14 protein-coding genes and 1 pseudogene are annotated in these 18,139 nt (G+C 69.9%); 11 read left to right on the top strand and 4 right to left on the bottom strand.

Going from position 1 to position 18,139, the window contains the following annotated elements; all coding sequences use genetic code 11:
- Position 1: 1 nt before the first annotated feature.
- Positions 2 to 601: a hypothetical protein gene (locus ACF1GV_RS39025; protein WP_391691218.1), complete on the bottom strand. Its 600-nt coding sequence runs from the start codon at positions 599 to 601 to the stop codon at positions 2 to 4.
- A gap of 787 nt (positions 602 to 1,388) precedes the next feature.
- Here ACF1GV_RS39025 and ACF1GV_RS39030 point away from each other — a divergent pair.
- Positions 1,389 to 2,390 (top strand): hypothetical protein, encoded by a 1,002-nt coding sequence (locus tag ACF1GV_RS39030; protein ID WP_391691220.1) that lies wholly within the window; start codon positions 1,389 to 1,391, stop codon positions 2,388 to 2,390.
- A gap of 836 nt (positions 2,391 to 3,226) precedes the next feature.
- On the top strand, positions 3,227 to 3,736 hold the full coding sequence (locus tag ACF1GV_RS39035; protein WP_391691223.1) for a hypothetical protein: 510 nt from the start codon (positions 3,227 to 3,229) through the stop codon (positions 3,734 to 3,736).
- Between the two features lie 242 nt (positions 3,737 to 3,978).
- Here ACF1GV_RS39035 and ACF1GV_RS39040 read toward each other — a convergent pair whose 3' ends face one another.
- The 3 genes and pseudogenes from ACF1GV_RS39040 to ACF1GV_RS39050 form a co-directional block, all read right to left on the bottom strand.
- On the bottom strand, positions 3,979 to 4,848 hold the full coding sequence (locus ACF1GV_RS39040; protein ID WP_391691225.1) for a transposase family protein: 870 nt from the start codon (positions 4,846 to 4,848) through the stop codon (positions 3,979 to 3,981).
- A 38-nt stretch (positions 4,849 to 4,886) separates the two neighbouring features.
- Positions 4,887 to 5,213 (bottom strand): annotated as a pseudogene (locus ACF1GV_RS39045) (IS5 family transposase); the annotation flags it as partial.
- Between the two features lie 45 nt (positions 5,214 to 5,258).
- Positions 5,259 to 6,884: a multicopper oxidase family protein gene (locus ACF1GV_RS39050; protein ID WP_391691228.1), complete on the bottom strand. Its 1,626-nt coding sequence runs from the start codon at positions 6,882 to 6,884 to the stop codon at positions 5,259 to 5,261.
- Positions 6,885 to 7,695: 811 nt separating this feature from the next.
- On the opposite strand from ACF1GV_RS39050, the gene ACF1GV_RS39055 reads away from it, so the two are divergent.
- The 9 genes from ACF1GV_RS39055 (at position 7,696) to ACF1GV_RS39095 (ending at position 17,666) form a co-directional block, all read left to right on the top strand.
- On the top strand, positions 7,696 to 8,718 hold the full coding sequence (locus ACF1GV_RS39055; protein ID WP_391691231.1) for a threonine/serine dehydratase: 1,023 nt from the start codon (positions 7,696 to 7,698) through the stop codon (positions 8,716 to 8,718).
- Between the two features lie 240 nt (positions 8,719 to 8,958).
- Positions 8,959 to 10,065 carry a hypothetical protein gene (locus ACF1GV_RS39060; protein ID WP_391691234.1) on the top strand — a complete coding sequence of 369 codons (1,107 nt, stop codon included), beginning with the start codon at positions 8,959 to 8,961 and terminating at the stop codon, positions 10,063 to 10,065.
- Entirely contained in the window at positions 10,062 to 11,270 is a 1,209-nt protein-coding gene (locus tag ACF1GV_RS39065; RefSeq protein ID WP_391691237.1) for an aminotransferase class V-fold PLP-dependent enzyme, read from the top strand. Before ACF1GV_RS39060 ends, ACF1GV_RS39065 begins: the two co-directional genes overlap by 4 nt.
- A gap of 1 nt (position 11,271) precedes the next feature.
- Entirely contained in the window at positions 11,272 to 12,861 is a 1,590-nt protein-coding gene (locus tag ACF1GV_RS39070; protein WP_391691240.1) for an AMP-binding protein, read from the top strand.
- Positions 12,858 to 13,127, top strand: coding sequence for a phosphopantetheine-binding protein (locus tag ACF1GV_RS39075; RefSeq protein ID WP_391691243.1), 270 nt, complete (start codon positions 12,858 to 12,860; stop codon positions 13,125 to 13,127). Before ACF1GV_RS39070 ends, ACF1GV_RS39075 begins: the two co-directional genes overlap by 4 nt.
- Complete coding sequence (locus tag ACF1GV_RS39080; protein ID WP_391691246.1) at positions 13,124 to 14,128, top strand: TauD/TfdA family dioxygenase; 1,005 nt, start codon at positions 13,124 to 13,126, stop codon at positions 14,126 to 14,128. The genes ACF1GV_RS39075 and ACF1GV_RS39080 overlap by 4 nt, the downstream gene beginning before the upstream one ends.
- Positions 14,129 to 14,214: 86 nt before the next feature.
- Complete coding sequence (locus ACF1GV_RS39085; RefSeq protein WP_361621991.1) at positions 14,215 to 15,201, top strand: EamA family transporter; 987 nt, start codon at positions 14,215 to 14,217, stop codon at positions 15,199 to 15,201.
- Positions 15,194 to 15,952 (top strand): thioesterase II family protein, encoded by a 759-nt coding sequence (locus ACF1GV_RS39090; protein WP_391691249.1) that lies wholly within the window; start codon positions 15,194 to 15,196, stop codon positions 15,950 to 15,952. The genes ACF1GV_RS39085 and ACF1GV_RS39090 overlap by 8 nt, the downstream gene beginning before the upstream one ends.
- Positions 15,953 to 16,406: 454 nt before the next feature.
- Positions 16,407 to 17,666 (top strand): MFS transporter, encoded by a 1,260-nt coding sequence (locus ACF1GV_RS39095; RefSeq protein WP_391691252.1) that lies wholly within the window; start codon positions 16,407 to 16,409, stop codon positions 17,664 to 17,666.
- Positions 17,667 to 18,139: the final 473 nt, after the last annotated feature.

Consider the following 18,139-nt stretch of genomic DNA (forward strand, 5'->3'; position numbering starts at 1 on the left):
GTCACTGGTCGCGGCCTTCCCCAGGAGGCACTACTGAGCGAAGGACTCCTTCAAGAAGACGCTCCAGTTGGTCGCGGGTGAGTGAGCCATGCATACGCAAGTCGGTGGCGCGCACCCCGTAACGGCCCATCAGCGCCAGGACTGGGTCGCCGCTCTCCCGACTTTGCAGTTTGTCCACGATGGGAAGCAGAGCACGGTTGAGGGCCTCATCGGCCGGGGCCGTGAAGAAGGCCTCTCCTCCTTCGACGTTGAAGAACCGCACCAGCCCGTGCAGGAGTTCGACGCTAGGCATCTTTTTGCCATCGCATACCAGCCGCGCCCAGACCTCGGAGACACCGAGGCGCTCGGAGATGCGAGAGGCCAGATCGGACATCCGGCTACCAGTGCGCCCAAGGTGCGCGTACGCAAGTGTCCTGATACGGCTTCGGACACGGTCGTTGACGCTGTCGGCAGGAAGCGTTCCTCCTCCGTGCAGTAGCGCACGGACCGACGCTTCCGGCAGTGCCGTCTGCTCGGCGAGCTTCTCCGGGTCTAGCAGCGCGGAGTGGTCGAGTCCCTGCTCCTGGATGAGCCTATGGAGGCGCTGCAGCGTCTGGGACAACGGTGGGGCTGCTTCCACCTTGCACTCCGAAAAGTCGAGGGCCGATGGCTGTTGTGCACACGCCACTTTACGTGGTGATCCCCCGCACGCTCAATACGATCGTTAACTTTCCGAAAACCATCGTTGACAGGCGGTGATCAGCCATAGCAGTATCCCAGGGCAGTACAGGCGTTCTATCCGAACGCCAAGCAGCCTTGCCCGGGATGGCCAAGGTCACCGCTGGGCTCACGCCCTCGCGTCGACCGACGCGACCTTACGCACTGCCATACCCGCACAGACCTCCGCCTGGACTTCCCAGCGCCGGGCGGAGCCGGTCAAGGTCCCCGCCTGAGCTCCGAGTCCCCCTTCGGAGAGCGGCATGGGACCTTGGCACGGCTGGCGGCGCCTCGGTGGGGGCGGCGCCACCGGCCGCTTGACGGTCGCAACACTGCGCCTTCACAACCCCCATGACTCAGGACGGGAGGAACCCGAGGGGACAGTGCACCCAACCGAACACCATCAACAGTACGTCCGGGACCTTCCCCCGGGTGCTCTCTGACCCGTCACCTCCAGCGGAGATACGGCCATGCCCCGTCCCATACTCGTATTCGGCTCTCCAGGGCCGGCCCCCTACAGCGAGTTCACACTGACGCAAATCACCTCCGCTCACCCGCTCCTTCTGCTCGACACGTCAGTACCTGTATGGATGCGGCCCCACCTGGCAGGTCACATAAAAGCTGACCCCGCCGACCTGTCAGAGGCGGCCCAGGCAGTTCGACAACATGCGGCGCGTCATGATGTGAGTGGAGTGCTCACCTTCTCCAACCAGTACCTGGAAGCCGCTGCCGGCGTCGCCCTGATGCTCGATCTCCCTGCAGGACCAAGTGAAACGCTCGTGGCCAGCACAGACCGGGTGGTGTTACGGCGACTCCTAGAGCTACATCACGTCCCTGTGCCTCCATGGTCACAGGCCGACGATCCAGAGACGGCTGCCTACCAGAGCGACAGGCTCGGCTACCCGGTCACCTTCACAGGGAGGACAGGAACAGGCCCGCAGTCCGTTCAGGTGCGCAGCCGCAGCAAGGTGCCCGCCGCATTCGACCGGTTCTTCCTCGAGTCACACTCAGGCGTCTTCATTGAACAGGACGCCGCGGAGCCACAGGTATCCGCAGAAACTGTGGTGCTCAACGACGACATCCGGATCGTCGCAGTCACCCACCACCTGCTGGGACCGGCTCCAGCCCGCGCACCTCTGCGCCACATGGTGCATGCGCACGATCCCCTACTTCACAACCCTGTACTGAGGCGCATTATCGGGCGCGCGGTCCGCGCCTTGCGCATCAGTCACGGCGTGATCCACATCACCATGCGACTCACCACTCGAGGTCCCAGAGTCACAGATATCGCCGCACATCTTCCCAGCGACCTCATCCCGTTGCTGGTCAAACAAGCCACGGGCATTGACCTGCCCCAAGTGGCTGCGGACATCGCTACGGGCAAGACACCCACGCTGACACCCACGAGGCATCGCGCGGCGGCCGTCCATTTCGCCTACTCAGACCGCGGCGGCCGCCTCAAGCGCCTGCACGTTCCTCAAGCCACGGACGACCCGCTCGTCGAACGTTGCGCGCTCACCCAACAATCCGGTGCACGAATCAGGCCTTTGCCGCTCGCAGGTGTAGAAGACCGACTCGCACATTGGGTCGTCCTCGGGCCGAACAAAGCCAGCTGCCTCAACTCACTTGACCAAGCAGCGCAGCGGATCCAGATCACTCTCTCAGAGACTTTTGATCACTCTCACGCTGCTTGACAGGACATACCCATCCAGGTCTGCCTCGTCAGCACATGCATGATCTGGCCAGAGGACCACTCCCCTACGGCTCTCTGGATCGACCTCAGCCGCGAGTTGCCGTGACCTGCCCGGTGTGATCCGAACGCAGGCCCTGAACGAGCACCGAGGGCGCCCTCTGGCACAGGGGGCGCCCTCGGCGCCGTACGGCGACTGCCTCGAAATGAGTCGGGGGAAGGAGCGGACAGAACTGCTGTAGCGGGGGCGTGTCCTGCCAGAGACGAACAGCACAACCGACAGCTCGGTCTCCGCCGGACCGGATATGACCAGACCAACCGAGTCGGGGTCATGCACCCGAGCTCTGTCGGTCTCCAGTGGCTGAGGCCAGACCGCTTCCGCATCCCCCCAGGTCGGCCGGCCCACTTCGAGGCAATTAAGGCGCACATCATGGACGGCGACACGGTGGCAGTCAGGGCCCAGCCGGACACCGAGAACGGTGAGATCGTCGCTTCTAGCGGGGTCAACTGTCGTACAGCGTGATCCGGTGAGGGTCGGTGCAGCTCAGCTGCAGCGCGAAGGACGCTATCGCGTGCAACAAGTGTGGCGCTATCCCCCGTTCGGGTAACGGCGCGCCGTCTGTTTGCCCGGTTCCATGCCGTATAGCCACCACCGTGCCGCATCGCGCCGACGACGGCTCGGGCAGCAGGACCCCGAACGTTGCGCGCGCACGCGTCAGCCACGACGGGAGGCACCGCAGCAACATCAAGAACCGCGTCGGGAATGCTCACGTCTCCGTTGGTGAATGTCATGTGGGGGCTCAGCGACCATGTGCAAAACGACGATGTGCTTTTTAGGAAATGGGTGAGGCGCCGGTGACGACGAGCGGTGGGCTTCGACCGGGCCAGTCGATGATGTGGATGGTCAGTTCGTTCTTCCAACTGGACGGCGAACCCGTCGGAGCGTTCGCGTCGCAGGCCGGCCCTGGTCGTCAGCATGTGTTGGGCAGCACGGACCGAGTCGGCGACGACCCGCGTCTGCTCGTCGACTTCAATGAGGGGCAGCCCCTGCTGTCGGAACATGGACAGCCGGTGGGAGAGCGTCATGGGAACACCGTGCTGCTGTGGGAAGCGGAGTACCGCATCCGCCGTGCTCGATTCCGCAGGAAGCTGTACTTCTCCGTAACATCCGAAGAACGAACCGTCCTTGATGTCAGGGAGACGTCCCGGCCCGACCGCACTGTCCACACATACGTCACCCGCAGCGATCCCGCGCTCGACCCGGTTGCCGTGCTCGGCCTCATCCTGCTGGAGGCACGGCCCGACAAGATGTCGGTCCTCAACGAGCTGTTCGAGAGGGGACAGACGTAACGGCTTGTGCGGAGTCGGCCTCCAGGCCGGGGAAACCGGCGCGAGCCTGCGCGGCGCAGGGTGGCGGGTCGTGGCGCAGCGCAGCCTCGACCAGATCCCCTTGGTCAGGGCCGCGCGCCCCCACCTCCTCGACAGCGGCGCGGAGGACCTGGCTGTGCTGCTCACCCCGGCGCCGGGGCTGGGACTAGCGAGCTCGTGCACGGTAGGCCGTGAGACGTCTCGAGCTTTGGTGTGGCCCGGGTTCACGTCTGCCGTGTCGGCTTCAAATCCGCGCTCTGCTGGTGGGACAGCAGACCGGCGATCGCTTGGATGGTGTCGCTCATGTGCTCGCGGCGGCCGAGGTGGCGGGTCAGGGCCCGCCAGTTCTTCAGATGGGCGATGCCGTGCTCGACACGAATACGACGTGAGGAGTGTGCCTTGCGCTGGCGTTCGTGCATCTCCTCGTACCAGTCCGGGGCGTTCTTCTTGAACTTGCGGTGCGGTGGGGTGACCACCCGGCCGCCGGTCTGGGCGCCCAGTCCCTGATAGCCGGCATCGGCGAGAATCTCCACCGCGGGCCCGTCGATCAGGAGCCTGACCAGCCCTAATTGGCGGGCGTGGGTGATGTCCGCGCAGCTTGCAGGCTGTGCTGGGCTGCACCACAGCACGCGGCCTTCGCCGTCTGTGACCACCATGGACTTGACGGCGTTCTGCTTGTTCTTGCCGGAGATGAACTTGTCACGGTTCTTGTGTCCGGCGGCCGGGCGGCGAACCCGGATCTCCGTGCCGTCGACGATGCCGGTCGTCCCGCTCGAGCCGAGATGGTCGATGACCTCGGCCAGGGTCCGCAGCCGCACGTCGGGGCTCACGGTGCACCCTCGCTCGGCGAGCAGGGGCCGCACCTCACCGACGGCCCGGGTGATGGTGGAACGATCCACGCCGACCCAGCAGGCCAGCACGTCATGGGTGACCCCGTGACGAAGATGGACGAGCGTGGCCAAGAGCCGGTCGACGAACACCAGCCGGTGCTTCGCGCCGGCACCCACGGCCCGCTTCCGCACACGCGTGGCAAGCCTCGTTTGGTGACGCTCCTGCCACAACGGGCCAATTTCCTCGACGAGTTCCGCAATCACTCCGGCAGTCAGACCCCGTGATCCGCCGATTGCTGATCGGCGTGCTGGTGGGCGCGGGCGATCGTGGAGTCCACGCTGACGGCCCAGGTGATCAGGCCCTTCGCATCGGCCTCGGCCTGCAGTTGCTCGAAGATCCGCTTCCAGGTGCCGTCGCGCTGCCACCGTCGAAAGAGGTCGTAGGCCCGGTCCCACGGTCCGTACCGCTCTGGGAGATCACGCCACGGTGCACCAGTCCTGGTCCGCCACCGTATGCCGTCGATCAGCTGCCGACGTGTCCATGTCGGCGGCCGCCCTGGCTTCTTGCCCGTCGGCAACAACGGTTCAAGCCGGGCCCACTGGCCGTTCGTCAGATCACCACGCCCCACGGCGCGTGATCATTTCACGACCTTGATCCACTTTCGCAACACGTCCTAGTCGACGACGTCGAGGTAGCTCATCATGCCGTTGTCTTCGTGGGCCGCGATGTGGCAGTGGAACATGACCTTGCCGGTGAAGTCGGAGAAGGGGACGCGGATGACCACCTTGCCGGGCACACCGTTGACCGCGTGGGGCACCGGCACGATGTCCTGGCGGCCGACGAAGGACTGGGGTACGCCGTTGATCGAGATGACCTGGAAGGAGTCGGTGTGGATGTGGAAGGGGTGGTCCTCGCCGGCCTCGTTGGTGATGGTCCACTCCTCCACGGTGTTCAGCTTCGCGGGGGTATTGAACACCGAGGAGTCCATGCCGAACTGCCGGCCGTTGATGAGAAAGCCGTCCGAGTCGTTTCCGCTGAGTGTCACGCTGCGCTTCTGCGCGATGGAGGCGTTGGACAAGTCGGTAGGCGCGGAGGGCAGCGCGCCGGAGACGGTGGGAAGCCGGGGCTGTGAGCGACCGGCGACATTGACCTTGAACAGCGCGGTGTCGGGGTAGTTGTCACCGTCCGGCCCGTTGCTGAAAGCAAGGCTGCGCAGGGTGGTTCCGCCGGGCCGGCTGCCGGCGGTGACCAGCACGTCGTAGCGCTTCCCGGGGGGCAGCAACAGGGTGTCGGCCGTGGTCACCTTGGCGGCCGGAACGCCGTCCTGGCCGATGACTGTGAACCGGTATCCGTCGAGCTTGAGGTGGTACCAGATGTCAGCTCCAACGTTGCCCAGGCGCCATAGCTGAGTCTCACCGGGCTTGATGGTGAGCACGGGCAGCAGCTGTCCGTTGACCAGACGTACCGTCGGGGCGTCGGAGTCGATCGACGTGGTGGCGGTGTTCTGGACGATGTGACCCGTCTTGTCGAGCTGAACGTCTTTCAGGTTCATGGCGTGCGTGGTGATGTTCCGCAGGGCGGACGGGAGCAGGGCCCGATCATCTCCGACGACCATGGCACCGGAGAGTCCGGCGAAGATCTGGTTCTCCACGTCGCCGGGGGAGAAACTGGCGCCGGGTGACGGCGGCATCTCCATACCTGCCATGCTGGAGCTGTCCGAGGGGCAGGTCGTGCCCATGGAGTGACTGTGGTACCAGTACGTGCCGGCCGGGTGGTCGGCGGGCAGATCCAGGTGGTAGTGGAACGTGGTGCCCGGGGCGATGCAAAGGAACGAATCGTCCGAGTCGTTCGACGGAGAGACGTGCAGGCCGTGGAAGTGCAGGTTGGTCGCTACCGAAAGGTTGTTGACCAGGGTGATCGTGGCGCGTTCGCCCGGTACGAGATGCAGGGTGGGGGCAATGAACGAGCCGTTGTAGGACTGGCCCCACACCTGCTTTCCCGCCACCTCGAAGCGGGTGTCGTGCGCGTTGAGGGTGATCGTCATGTTCGGGCTGGTGGCGGTGTCGAGGACCGGCGGGTCGGCGAAAGGCTGTCCGGAGGTCATGCCCGCCTGCTGCTGGGCCGTCGACAGCGGCGGCTCCGTCGTAGACGCCGCGGTCGGGGCGGCCGATGCCCCTCGGGTGTACACGACCGCGGCGGCAATGACCAGGAGTGCGGCTGCCAGCGCCTGGACGGTTATGAGGTGCCGTCCTGGCCGGCGGCGGTTGGCATCCGGCACGTTGCCGGCTGAGTTGGACATCGGTTCCCCTGTTGGTTTGGTCCTGCGGTGCAGTTGGTCTGTCGCCGAACGCCGCACCCGGGCGTGGACGTTGGCCTGTTAGGGCACAGCGCTCGCAGAGCGGTCGCGTTGGGTGGTTGTGGTCGGACGAGTCTGGACGTCAGCAGAAGTCCGGCTTCACTGTGGCAGTGGCTGGTATCACTGCAGTCTCGTCGGCGTCTTGTGCTGCTCTGGCCGCCGAGGCCGCCGTGCTGTGCGGGATCGCCGGCTGTCGGCGTGTCCCGACGCCTGCCCAGAGCGGAGAGGGCGAGCGGTGCAAGACCGCTGATGGCGCCCAGGGCGAGAAAAGGCGGAAGCACCACGGGACGCACGATGCAGGGTCACAGTGACTCGTAGGACGGAATGGTCAACCGCCGCCTGCGTCCAGTCCGTGCGCAGGGCGACTTGCGGGTCCAGCTCCCAAGGTGATCAGCCCGACGGCGGTTCGGTCACCCCGGCCGGTGCATCGGTGGCGTTTCGAGTCCCCGGGCTGAGCCGCCGCCCCGGCCGCCCTGCCGCCCCGCCGCCCCGCCGCCCCGGCGCCCCGCCGCCCCGGCGCCCCGGCGCTCCGCCGCCCCGGCGTCGAATTCGCGCCATTGTCGCGCCAATTCGGGGCGATCACAAAGAGGAATCCTACTGATTCGGTAGGAAACATCGTCAAGGTAAAGGGTGGCAAAATTCGCAGGGGTGGCCTTGAAGCGCTTGCAATTCATCACCTAGGTTCCTGGCTTGGTTCATTCACCCGCCGACGACGCCGGTTCCGAGATCCGGACCCGCCGACCCTGGAGCGAGGATGCCCCACCCATCCGGCTCGCCCCTGTCCCTCTCCGACTTAGCCGAGTCCCTCGTCCACCACGACGAGATCTCCGCAGCCGCCCGCCTGCTGGCGGGACGCATCCGCCGCACCCCCGTGCTCCCGCTCGAGGGAAGCGAACTGCTGCTCAAGGCGGAGCATCTGCAACTGCTCGGCTCCTTCAAGATCCGCGGCGCGCTGAACGCCGTCGCCACCCTCCCCGAGGACGTCCGCGCCCGGGGAGTGGTCGCCTTCTCCAGCGGCAACCACGGCAAGGCCGTGGCCTACGCGGCCGGCCTGTACGGCATCAAGGCCACCGTCGTCATGCCGCACACCGCCCCCGCCGTGAAGGTCGACGGGGTGCGCGCACTCGGCGCCACCGTCGAACTGGTGACGCCCGAGCGGCGCGACGTGTACCCGTACGAACTGGCCGAACGCACTGGGGCGCACCTCGTGCACCCCTTCGACTCGCGCGCCGCGATCGCCGGGCACGGCACGCTCGCGCTGGAACTGCTGGAACAGGTCCCCGACGTCTCGGCCGTCCTCGTGCCGGTCAGCGGCGGCGGACTGCTCAGCGGCGTCGCCGCCGCCGTCAAGGCGCTGCGCCCGCAGGTCGCGGTCATCGGCGTCGAGCCGGAACTCGCCGGCGACGCCGCCGAGAGCCTGCGCCGCGGCGAGCGCGCCGTGTGGACCACGGCGGACGCCTACCGCACCTGCGCCGACGGGCTGCGCGCGACCACGCTCGGGACACTGCCCTGGGCGCACATACGGCGGCTCGTGGACGACATCGTCACCGTCTCGGAGGACGACATAACCGAGGCCCTGTCTTGTCTGGCCCGCCAGGGAAGACAGCTCGTCGAGCCGTCGGGAGCAGTGGCCCCGGCGGCTCTTCTGCGCGGCCGCCATGTGCCGCCCGCCACGGCGGGCCCGGTCGTGGCGGTCGTCTCCGGAGGGAACGCGGACCCCGCCCTGGTCGCTTCCCTGCTGACCGCACCGTCCCGAAAATCGATCCAGACCATGTGACCGCACCGTCCTGAAATCGATCCACATCATGGGGGAGCTTTGTCACCGCACGCTCGGACCTCACTGCCGGCGGCATGCACGGAAGCGGAATTCGCCTACCAGTCCTTATCGTTCTACCGGGAGTTGATCGATCGCCACGGTCTCGCGGAAAACGGACGGCTTCGCCTGGCGTCGGAGAAGGAATTCCGCGCCCTGCCCTTCACCGGAAAGGCGGATTTCCGTCGCGGATTTCCGGCCAAGGTGATCAACCCCGCGGAATCCCTGCCCCAACTGACCTACACCAGCAGCAGTTCCGGCACCACCGGGGACCGTCTGGTCACCGTGGTCCATCGGCCGCTCCTGGCCGAGCGCATGGCGGTCACCGCCGCCGCCCACCCGGCGCTCGCCGAGCGGCTCCTGGGCGCGGAGAACCGCCGAGTGGCCCGGCTCGCCGCGCCCAACTGCTCCGACGTGGAGTGCGCCACGCCGCTGTCCACCCGCGCCGACCGCACCCTGCCCGACGGAACCCTCGTCCTGTCCGTCTCCCACGACGTGCTCGCCACACCGGACGCGATGGTCGACCGGATGCTGGAGGAGATCACCGACCACGCGCCCGCCTGGCTCTACGCCGACCCCACGCACCTGGCCTTCCTCTGCCACCGGGCCCGCGCACGCGGCGTGACCCGCCTGCCGGTCCGGGCCGTCGTCCTGACCTACTCGCTGCTCACCCACGCCGCCCGCCGCGCGGTCACCGAGGCGCTGCCCGAGGACGCCGTGGTGGCGGAGGTACTGTCCATGTCGGAGTTCGGCTGGTTCGGGATCGAGTGCGCCCTCGGAGCGCGGCACCTGAACGAGGAGAACTTCCACCACGAGATCCTGCGCGAGGACGGCACCGAGGCCGGGCCGGGCGAGCTCGGCGAACTCGTCGTCACCAGCATCGGCGACCGGCTCTCACCGCACGTGCGCTACCGCACCGGCGACCTGCTGGAACCCGCCGGCGCCTGTGCCTGCGGAGCTGCGGGGCGCACCGTGATCCACCACGGCCGCGCCGCCTCCGGCCTGCTCGACGGCCCCGGCGGACGTGCCGTGACACCCCGCCAGGTGGACGACGCCCTCGCCGACGTGACCGGCGTACGCCACTACCGCGTCGACCAGAGCGAGCCCGGCACGGTCCGCTGCCGGATCATCACCTCCGCCGGCACCGACCCAGCCGAGGAGAGCGGCGCCGTACGGGACCGACTGCGCGCGCTGTTGCCGCACGTCGAACACGTCGAGGTGAGCACCGTCGCCCACATCGAGGCCGAGCGGTCGGGCAAGTTCGCCACCTGCTCGGGACCGGGCCGGGTCCGCGAAGGAGCGCTGCTGTGACCGCCCTCGCCGACCTGCGTGCCGACTTCCCTCTGCTGCAGCGCACCGTGGACGCCGGACGCCTGGTCTACCTTGACAACGCTGCCACCACGCTCAAGCCGCACTCCGTCATCGACGCGATCGCCGGCTACTACGGCACAGTCGGCGCGAACATACACCGCGGCAAGCACATCCTGTCCGAGGAGGCGTCCGAGCGGTACGAGCAGGTCAGGGCCCGGATCGCGGAACGGCTGGGCGTACCCCCGCGCAACGTGGTGTTCACGGCCGGCACCACCGAGGGAATCAACCTCGTCGCCGCGGGCCTGCCGCTGAAGGAGACCGACCTGGTCGCCCTGCCCGTCGACGCCCACCACTCCGCGCAACTGCCCTGGCGCGGACGGTGCCGCACCACCTGGCTGGCCGCGGGGGAGGACACCACCGTCGACGAGGAGTCCTTCCAGGCCGTCCTGGAGAGCCGGCCCCGTGTCGTGGTCCTCACCGCCGCCTCCAACGTCACCGGCCACACGGCCTACGTGGACCGGCTCGCCGCCCTCGCCCACGAGGCGGGCGCCTGGACCGTCGTGGACGCCGCCCAACTCGTTCCGCACCGGCTGCCGCGCGTCACCGCGGGCATCGACGCGCTCGCCTTCTCCGCGCACAAGATGCTCGGCCCCACCGGCATCGGCGTGCTCTGCCTCAGCGACCGGCTGATCGAGGCCCTCACCCCCGACCGGCTCGGCGGCGGCACCGTCGACTGGGTCGACCAGGCCGGCTACCGGCTGCGCCGCGCCCCGTACCGTTTCGAGGCGGGGACCCCCAACATCAGCGGCGTCTACGGCTTCGGCGCCGCCTTGGAGTACCTCGACCGGACCGGCGAGGACACCGTCGCCGCACGGGACGCCGAGCTGCTCACCGCACTGCTGGAACAGGTGCGCGACCGGCCGTACCTCACGGCGCTCGGCGGGCTCGGCGACCGGGGACGCATCCCCGTGCTCACCGTCACCCTGCGAGGCGTACCCGACCCGTCGGCGATCGCCCGCGCGCTCAGCGACTCCTACGGCGTGATGTGCCGGTCGGGCCACTTCTGCGCCCAGCCGTACTTCACGGCCCACGACCACACGGCCGGGCTGCGGATCGCGCCGTACCTGTACAACACGCGCGAGGACATCGAGTACGCCTTCACCGCCCTGGACGAGGTCCACCGGCTGCTGGCGCGGAGCGTGTGACATGACCGAGCACACCGAGAGCTTCCACGAACGCTTCCGTGCGGTCGCGACCGCCGCGCCCGATCGCACGGCCGTGATCGGGCCGGACGGCCGGCGCACCACGTACGCGGAACTGGCCGCGCTGACCGAGGCGGCCACCCGCTCCCTCGCCGCCCGGCTGCGCGCCGAGGACTGCGTGGTCGTGGAGGCCGAACGATCCCCGCGCCACCTCGCCGCCATGCTCGCGGCCTGGCGGCTGGGCCTGACCTACGTACCGCTGCGCACCCACGAGTCACCCGCCCGGCGCGAGCACGTCCTGCGGCAACTCGCCGGCCGGGCCCTGCTCGTCTCCGGCGACGCCTCCGCCGCCCGCATCGGCAGGGTCGACCGGCGCCGGCACGGCGAGCTGACCGAGCCGCTGCGCTGGCCCAGCGGCCAGGCGGCCTACGTCGTCTTCACCTCCGGCAGCACCGGCACGCCCAAGGGGACCGTGCTCACCGCCGAGGGCTTCACCGCCCGGCTCGACTGGAGCCAGCGGTGCTACCCGCTCACCGCCGACGACGTGTTGCTGCAGCACACCGCGGTCTCCTTCGACTTCGCGGTGTGGGAGGCAGCGGCCGCCCTGCTGCACGGAGCCGCCCTGCTGCTCACCGAGGACGGCCCGTACACCGACCCCGAGGAGGCGGTGGAGTCGGCCGTACGGCACCGGGCCACCGTGGCCCACTTCGTCCCCTCGGTGCTCTCCCTGGTCGAGATGTCCGGACTGCTCGCCGGGTGGACCTCGCTGCGCCTGCTCTACTCGGGCGGCGAGCAACTGCGCGGCACCCTCGCCCAGCGCGTGCTGCACCAGGCCCCGCACACCCTGCTGGTCAACCAGTACGGCCCCGCGGAGACCTGCGTCGACTCCACCCACCACTCCTGCACCCCGCCCCTGACGGACGGCCCCGTGCCCATCGGCCGGGCCATCGACGGCACCCGGCTCACCCTGCTGCCGGTGCCCGGCCTCGGCCCCGACGCCGGGGAACTGCTCATAGGCGGCCCGGGAGTCGGCTTCGGCTACCTGGACCCGGCCGACCCGGCCGGCGACCGCTTCGGCCACGACCGGCACGGCCGCACCTTCCGCACCGGTGACCTGGTGCGCCGGCTGCCGGACGGCGACCTGCTGTTTCTCGGGCGGGCCGACGACCAGCTGAAGGTCGGCGGCGTCCGGGTCGAGCTCGGGGAGATCGAGTCGATCGCCGCCTCGTTCCCCGGCGTGACCGCCGCCGTCGCCCTGGCCGTGCCCGGCCCGGACGGCACCGCGCTCGACCTGGTGGTGGAGAGCCGCCGTGCCGATCTCGACGTACGAGCGCTGCGCGGCACGCTCACCGAACGGCTCATGGGTCCGGTGGCGCCGCGCCGGCTGCGCGTCGTCACGGCCCTGCCCCGCACCGCGGGCGGCAAGGTCGACCGGGCACGGCTGGCGGCCGCGTCCCGCCCGGCCGGCACGCCGCCGGCGCCCGGCGAACCCGCGCAAGGGGCCTCCGTACAGGACACATCCGTACCGGTCCCTTCCGCGCCGGCCGCAACCGCCCACGCTTTCCGCGCACACGTCCAAGAGGAGATGCGTTGACTTCAGCGAACGACACCCGCGCCACGGATACCGCGGCCAAGGTGGCACAGGTCTGGACGGACGTCCTGGGCTGTCCCCCGCCCGGCGCGGACCAGCACTTCTTCGACGACCTGGGCGGCAACTCGCTGCTCGCCTACCAGGCGACCGTGCGGCTGCGCACGGCCCTGGACCGGCACGTGCCGCTCAAACTGCTCTTCACCGCCCCGCGGTTCGCCGAGTACACCGCACAACTGGACGCCACCGCCGAGGAGGAGCAGCCCGCATGACCGACGGCTCGATCACCCTCGACGACTGCACCACGCACGGCACGTTCCCGCTGATCGTGACCGCGGACGGCGTCCGGGACGCCACCGGCTGGGCCGCCGCCCACGCCGAGCCGTTACGGACCGCGCTGCACCACCACGGCGCGGTGGTCCTGCGCGGCTTCCCCGTGCCGGACGAGCGTGCCTTCGAGGACGTCGTCCGCGCTCTGAGCGGCGGTTCCTGGGCCGAGTACACCGAGCGCGCCACCCCCCGCTCGCATGTGGCGGGCAAGGTGTTCACCTCCACCGAGTACCCACCCGACCGCTCGATCTTCGTGCACAACGAGAGCTCCCACGTCCTGCGCTGGCCCCGCCATCTGTACTTCTGGTGCGGCACGCCCGCGCAGGAGGGCGGCGAGACACCGGTGTGCGACACGCGCCGCGTCCACCGCGCGCTCGACCCGGCGCTGCGCGAGCGGTTCACCTCCGAGGGGTGGATCTACCAGCGCACCTTCGGCACCGGCATCGGCTTCAGCTGGCAGTCCGTGTACGGCGTCGACACCTTCGAGCAGCTGGAGAAGTACTGCGCCGACCACCACATGGCGGTGCGCCGCGACGGCGACACCGTGCGAGTGCGCTACCGGCGCTGGGCGGCGATCCGGCATCCGCAGACCGGCGAGGACAGCTGGTTCAACCACGGCGTCTTCTTCAACCGCTGGAACCTCGAACCCGAACTGCAGGAGTTCGCCGAGGAACTGGGAGAGGACACGCTGCCGTACAACACCCTGTACGGCGACGGCTCCCCGATACCCCGCGAGGTCATCGAGGAGATACGCGCCGCCTACGACGCCGCGACCGTCGCCGAGCCCTACCGGGCCGGTGACGTCATGGTCGTCGACAACATCGCCGTGGCCCACGGGCGCAGGCCCTACCGAGGGCCTCGGCGCATCCTGGTCACGATGACCGACCCCACCGACGGCACGGCCTTCGCGCCACCCGCCGTCGTGGCCACCCCCGGCTGGTAGCCGGACGGCCGCCCGGCGCGGAGCACACCGGCCCGCGCCGGGCGACCGCACCCGCAGACGAGTACGACGACAAGGGAAGAACTTTCGTGAACATCGTGCTGTACGCCGTGATCGTGCTGTTCTGGGGCACGACGTGGATCGGCATCAAACTGCAGCTCGGCAGCGTGGATCCGGCGGTGTCGGTCGCGTACCGGTTCCTGCTGGCGGCTCTGTGCATGTTCGTGTGGACCACGGTCCGCCGGCTGCCGATGCGGTTCACGGCCCGCAGCCATCTGCGCTTCGCCCTCGTCGGCCTGCTGATGTACTCGACCAACTACGTGCTCTTCTACTACTGCTCGCAGCACCTCGTGTCGGGGCTGGTGTCGATCATCTTCTGCCTGTCGGTGGGCTTCAACATCGTCAACGGGCGCATCTTCCTCAAGCGGCCCATCTCCCGCACGGTCGTCCTCGGCGCGCTCGCCGGGCTGTGTGGTCTCGCCATGGTCTTCGCGGACGACATCGCCGGCACCGAGGCCGGCTCGGGGCTGGTGACCGGGCTGCTGCTCGGGCTCGGCGCGACGCTGCTGTTCTCCTTCGGCAACATCGCCTCCTCCTGGAACCAGGCCCGCGCCGGGCTGCCGGTCGTGCAGTCCACCGCCTGGAGCATGCTGTACGGCGGCCTGTTCACCAGCCTGGGCTGCCTGGTGGCGGGCAACTCCTTCACCGTCGAGCCCTCGTTCAAGTACGTGGCCGGTCTGGTGTACCTGTCGGTGTTCGGCTCGGCCATCGCCTTCGTCACCTATCTGACGCTGCTGGCCCGGATCGGTCCCGACCGGGCGGCCTTCGCGACCGTCGTCTTCCCGCTGGTGTCCCTGTCGCTGTCGACGATCTTCGAGGACTACCACTGGAGCCTGCTCGCCGTGCTGGGCGTCCTGGTGGTCCTGTCGGCCAACGCGGTCATCCTGGGCGGGCCGCACCTCAAGGCCGCCCTCGGCCGCCTCCGCCCGGCCGGCGCCGACGCGGGCGCGAACGGCGCTGCGGTGCCGGCGGGTGAGCAGGCCGCCGTACCCGAGAGCGGGCCGGGCCGTGGCTGACGGCCGGCCGGGCGCCGCCCGGCGCTACTACCTGCTGCCCTACGCAGGCGGCGGCGCCGGCGCCTACCGGCGGCTGACGGAGCGGTGGCCGGACACCGTCGAGGCCGTTCCGCTGGGCTGGCGGCCGGCCGAGTACCTCGGCACGGGCGGCATCCGCCGGCTGGCCGCCGACCTGGCGCGGCGGGTGGCCGAGGACGAGGCCCGCCGCCCGGCCGCGGGTTACGGCCTGTTCGGGCACAGCATGGGCGCGCTCGTCGCCTACGAGACCGCCGCCGCGCTGCTGGCCCTGGACTGCCCGCCGCCCGCGGTCCTCGTCGTCTCGGGCCGGGCGGCGCCCCAGTACGGCTTCCGCCCCGCCGTGGACCCGGACGTACCGCAGAGCACGGCGGCGTACCTGCGCTCGTGCGGCGGTGACCTGGCGGCGGCCGCCGAGGACCCCGAGTTCGTCGACCTGGTACGGGAACGGCTGCGGGACGACGTCCTGCTCGGCGGGGAGCACCTCCACCCGGACCGGCCGCCGCTGCCGCTGCCCCTCGTCGCCCTCGGAGGCCGCGACGACCCCCTCACCACGCCGCGGGAGACGGAGGGCTGGCTGCGGCACAGCACCGATCCGGGCGGCCTGTATATCTACCCGGGCGGCCACTGGTTCCTGTGGGACCACCTGCCGGCGGTCGCGGACCGGCTGACGGCGGAACTGCACACCCGCACGGAGGCGAACACCCCGGCCGGGGAGCCGCACCGGCACGGGTGAGCCCGCGGCAACTACGGGGTTGGGGGGCGGAGCCCCGGGGGTTCGCCCCCGGGGCTCCACGACTCTTCCGCGTCTTCCGCGTCTTCCGCGTCTTCCGCATTTTCCGCATTTTCCGCATCTTTCGCGAGTCGGTGTCGAATGGTTCGGCGGTCGGTCGAAGCGGACCACCGCGAGACCGCCCGGTGCCGGCCGGCCCTCGACGGCCGGCCGCACTGCGCGTCCGCCGAGACGGCGACCGAGAACGCCGATCACTCCAAGGCGGCCCTCGCCGCAGGCGAAAGAGCCGCACAGTCGGTGCTGACGGCAGTGAAGGACACGGACGTCCTGATCCCCGGGCCCGCGCGCCGCTCCGGTCCCAGTTGACGCCCCACCCCACACACCGGCCTACCATCCACCGAACCCGGTCCGGACCGTCAACCCCGCCATGCCCGCAGCCCCCGCCCCGGAAGAGGACATGACCTCACACGCACCTTCACACGCGACGGTCCACATACCCGATGCCGCTTCGTCACAGCGCCGCACCCTTCGGGTCCTGGTCGCCGCGCAGATCCTCAGCGGCGCAGGTCTCGCCGCAGGCGTCACTGTCGGGGCCCTCCTCGCCCAGGCCATGCTCGACTCCACCAGCCTCGCCGGCCTGCCCAGCGCCCTGTTCACGGCCGGATCCGCGCTCGCCGCCGTCGCCGTCGGCCGCATCTCCCAGGCGAGAGGCCGCCGCCCCGGCCTCGCCACCGGCTACCTCACCGGCGCCATCGGCTCGGTCGGCATCATCACCGCCGCCGTTCTGGACAACCCGGTCCTGCTGTTCCTCGCCCTGTTCGTCTACGGCGCCGGCACCGCCACCAACCTCCAGGCCCGCTACGCCGGAGCCGACCTCGCCGCCCCCGGCCACCACGCCCGCGCGGTCTCCACCGTCCTGGTGGCCACCACCCTCGGCGGCGTCTCAGGACCCAACCTCGCCGCCCCCACCGGCCATTTCGCCGAGCACCTCGGCATCCCGAACCTTGCCGGGCCGTTCCTCCTCTCCGGCGCTGCTTATGCGTTGGCCGCGCTCGTCCTCGCCCTGTGGCTGCGGCCCGATCCGCTGCTCCTGGCCCGCTCCATCGCCAACGCCGCCGAAGCTGACGCCAACCCGGCCGCCGCCCGAGCCACCGATGCGAACGAGGGTCGCGGAGGCGTGGTCCTCGGCGCCCTGGTCATGATCCTCACCCAGCTCGTCATGGTCGCGATCATGACGATGACACCGGTCCACATGCACGACCACGGACACGGCACCGCCGCCTCCGGTCTCGTCATCGCCCTCCACATCGGCGCCATGTACCTGCCCTCCCCCCTGACCGGCCGGCTCGTCGACCGCTACGGGCGCATGAGGGTCGCCGCCGTCTCCGGCATCACCCTGCTCGCCGCGGGTGTCCTGGCCGCCGTCGCGCCCGGCGACTCCGTCGCCCTCCTCGCGCTCGCCCTCGCCCTCCTCGGCGTGGGCTGGAACCTCGGCCTCGTCGCAGGCACCGCGATCATCACCGACACCGTGCCACTGGCCACCCGCGCCAAGACCCAGGGCCTGGTCGACGTCTCCATCGCCCTCGCCGGCGCCACCGGCGGCATGGCCTCCGGCATCATGGTCGCCGCCACCAGCTACCCCGCCCTCGCCCTTTCCTGCGGCATCCTCTCCCTCGCCCTCCTGCCCGCCGTCGCCGCCACCGCCTACCGCCGCTGAGCACCACCAACGCCGGCACCCCCACGCCGGACATCACCGTCGACGGCGGCGGGCTGCTCTGCGTCACTCTCCTGCTGCGCCTGCGCAAAGAGATCGACAGGGCCGGGCCGGGCACCCTCGTGCACATCATCGACACCGACCCCGCCGCACCGCCGGACCTCCCCGCCTGGTGCCACCCGGCCACCACTACCTCGGCCCCATACGACGTGCCGCAGACGCATGTGCATACGCCTTGCGGATCGCTGCCGGGGCCCTCCCCACCCGCGCAGACGCCCCGTGGAACGCGAATGATCCGGAGGGCTGACGAAAGGCTGACGGCCCGACTCCGCTCGGCAACCTGGCGTTCGACGATGCGCGCGCAGACCGGGCCGCGCAGCCACTCGGCGAGCCCCAGGTCGGGGTCGTAGGGGGGAGCCGGTGCGGGCCGCGCGCGGGGTGCGGGAGCGGTCGTCGTCACCGTAGCAGGCGGGGGC

This window comes from Streptomyces sp. NPDC014006, from assembly GCF_043088925.1.
Taxonomy (GTDB): Bacteria; Actinomycetota; Actinomycetes; order Streptomycetales; family Streptomycetaceae; genus Streptomyces.

Bases quoted from the DNA above. Each gene is read 5' to 3' on its own strand.
- ACF1GV_RS39050 (WP_391691228.1), bottom strand. From the start codon at position 6,884: ATGTCCAACTCAGCCGGCAACGTGCCGGATGCCAACCGCCGCCGGCCA.
- ACF1GV_RS39035 (WP_391691223.1), top strand. From the start codon at position 3,227: ATGGGTGAGGCGCCGGTGACGACGAGCGGTGGGCTTCGACCGGGCCAG.
- ACF1GV_RS39070 (WP_391691240.1), top strand. From the start codon at position 11,272: ATGACCGAGCACACCGAGAGCTTCCACGAACGCTTCCGTGCGGTCGCG.
- ACF1GV_RS39080 (WP_391691246.1), top strand. From the start codon at position 13,124: ATGACCGACGGCTCGATCACCCTCGACGACTGCACCACGCACGGCACG.
- ACF1GV_RS39055 (WP_391691231.1), top strand. From the start codon at position 7,696: ATGCCCCACCCATCCGGCTCGCCCCTGTCCCTCTCCGACTTAGCCGAG.
- ACF1GV_RS39095 (WP_391691252.1), top strand. From the start codon at position 16,407: ATGACCTCACACGCACCTTCACACGCGACGGTCCACATACCCGATGCC.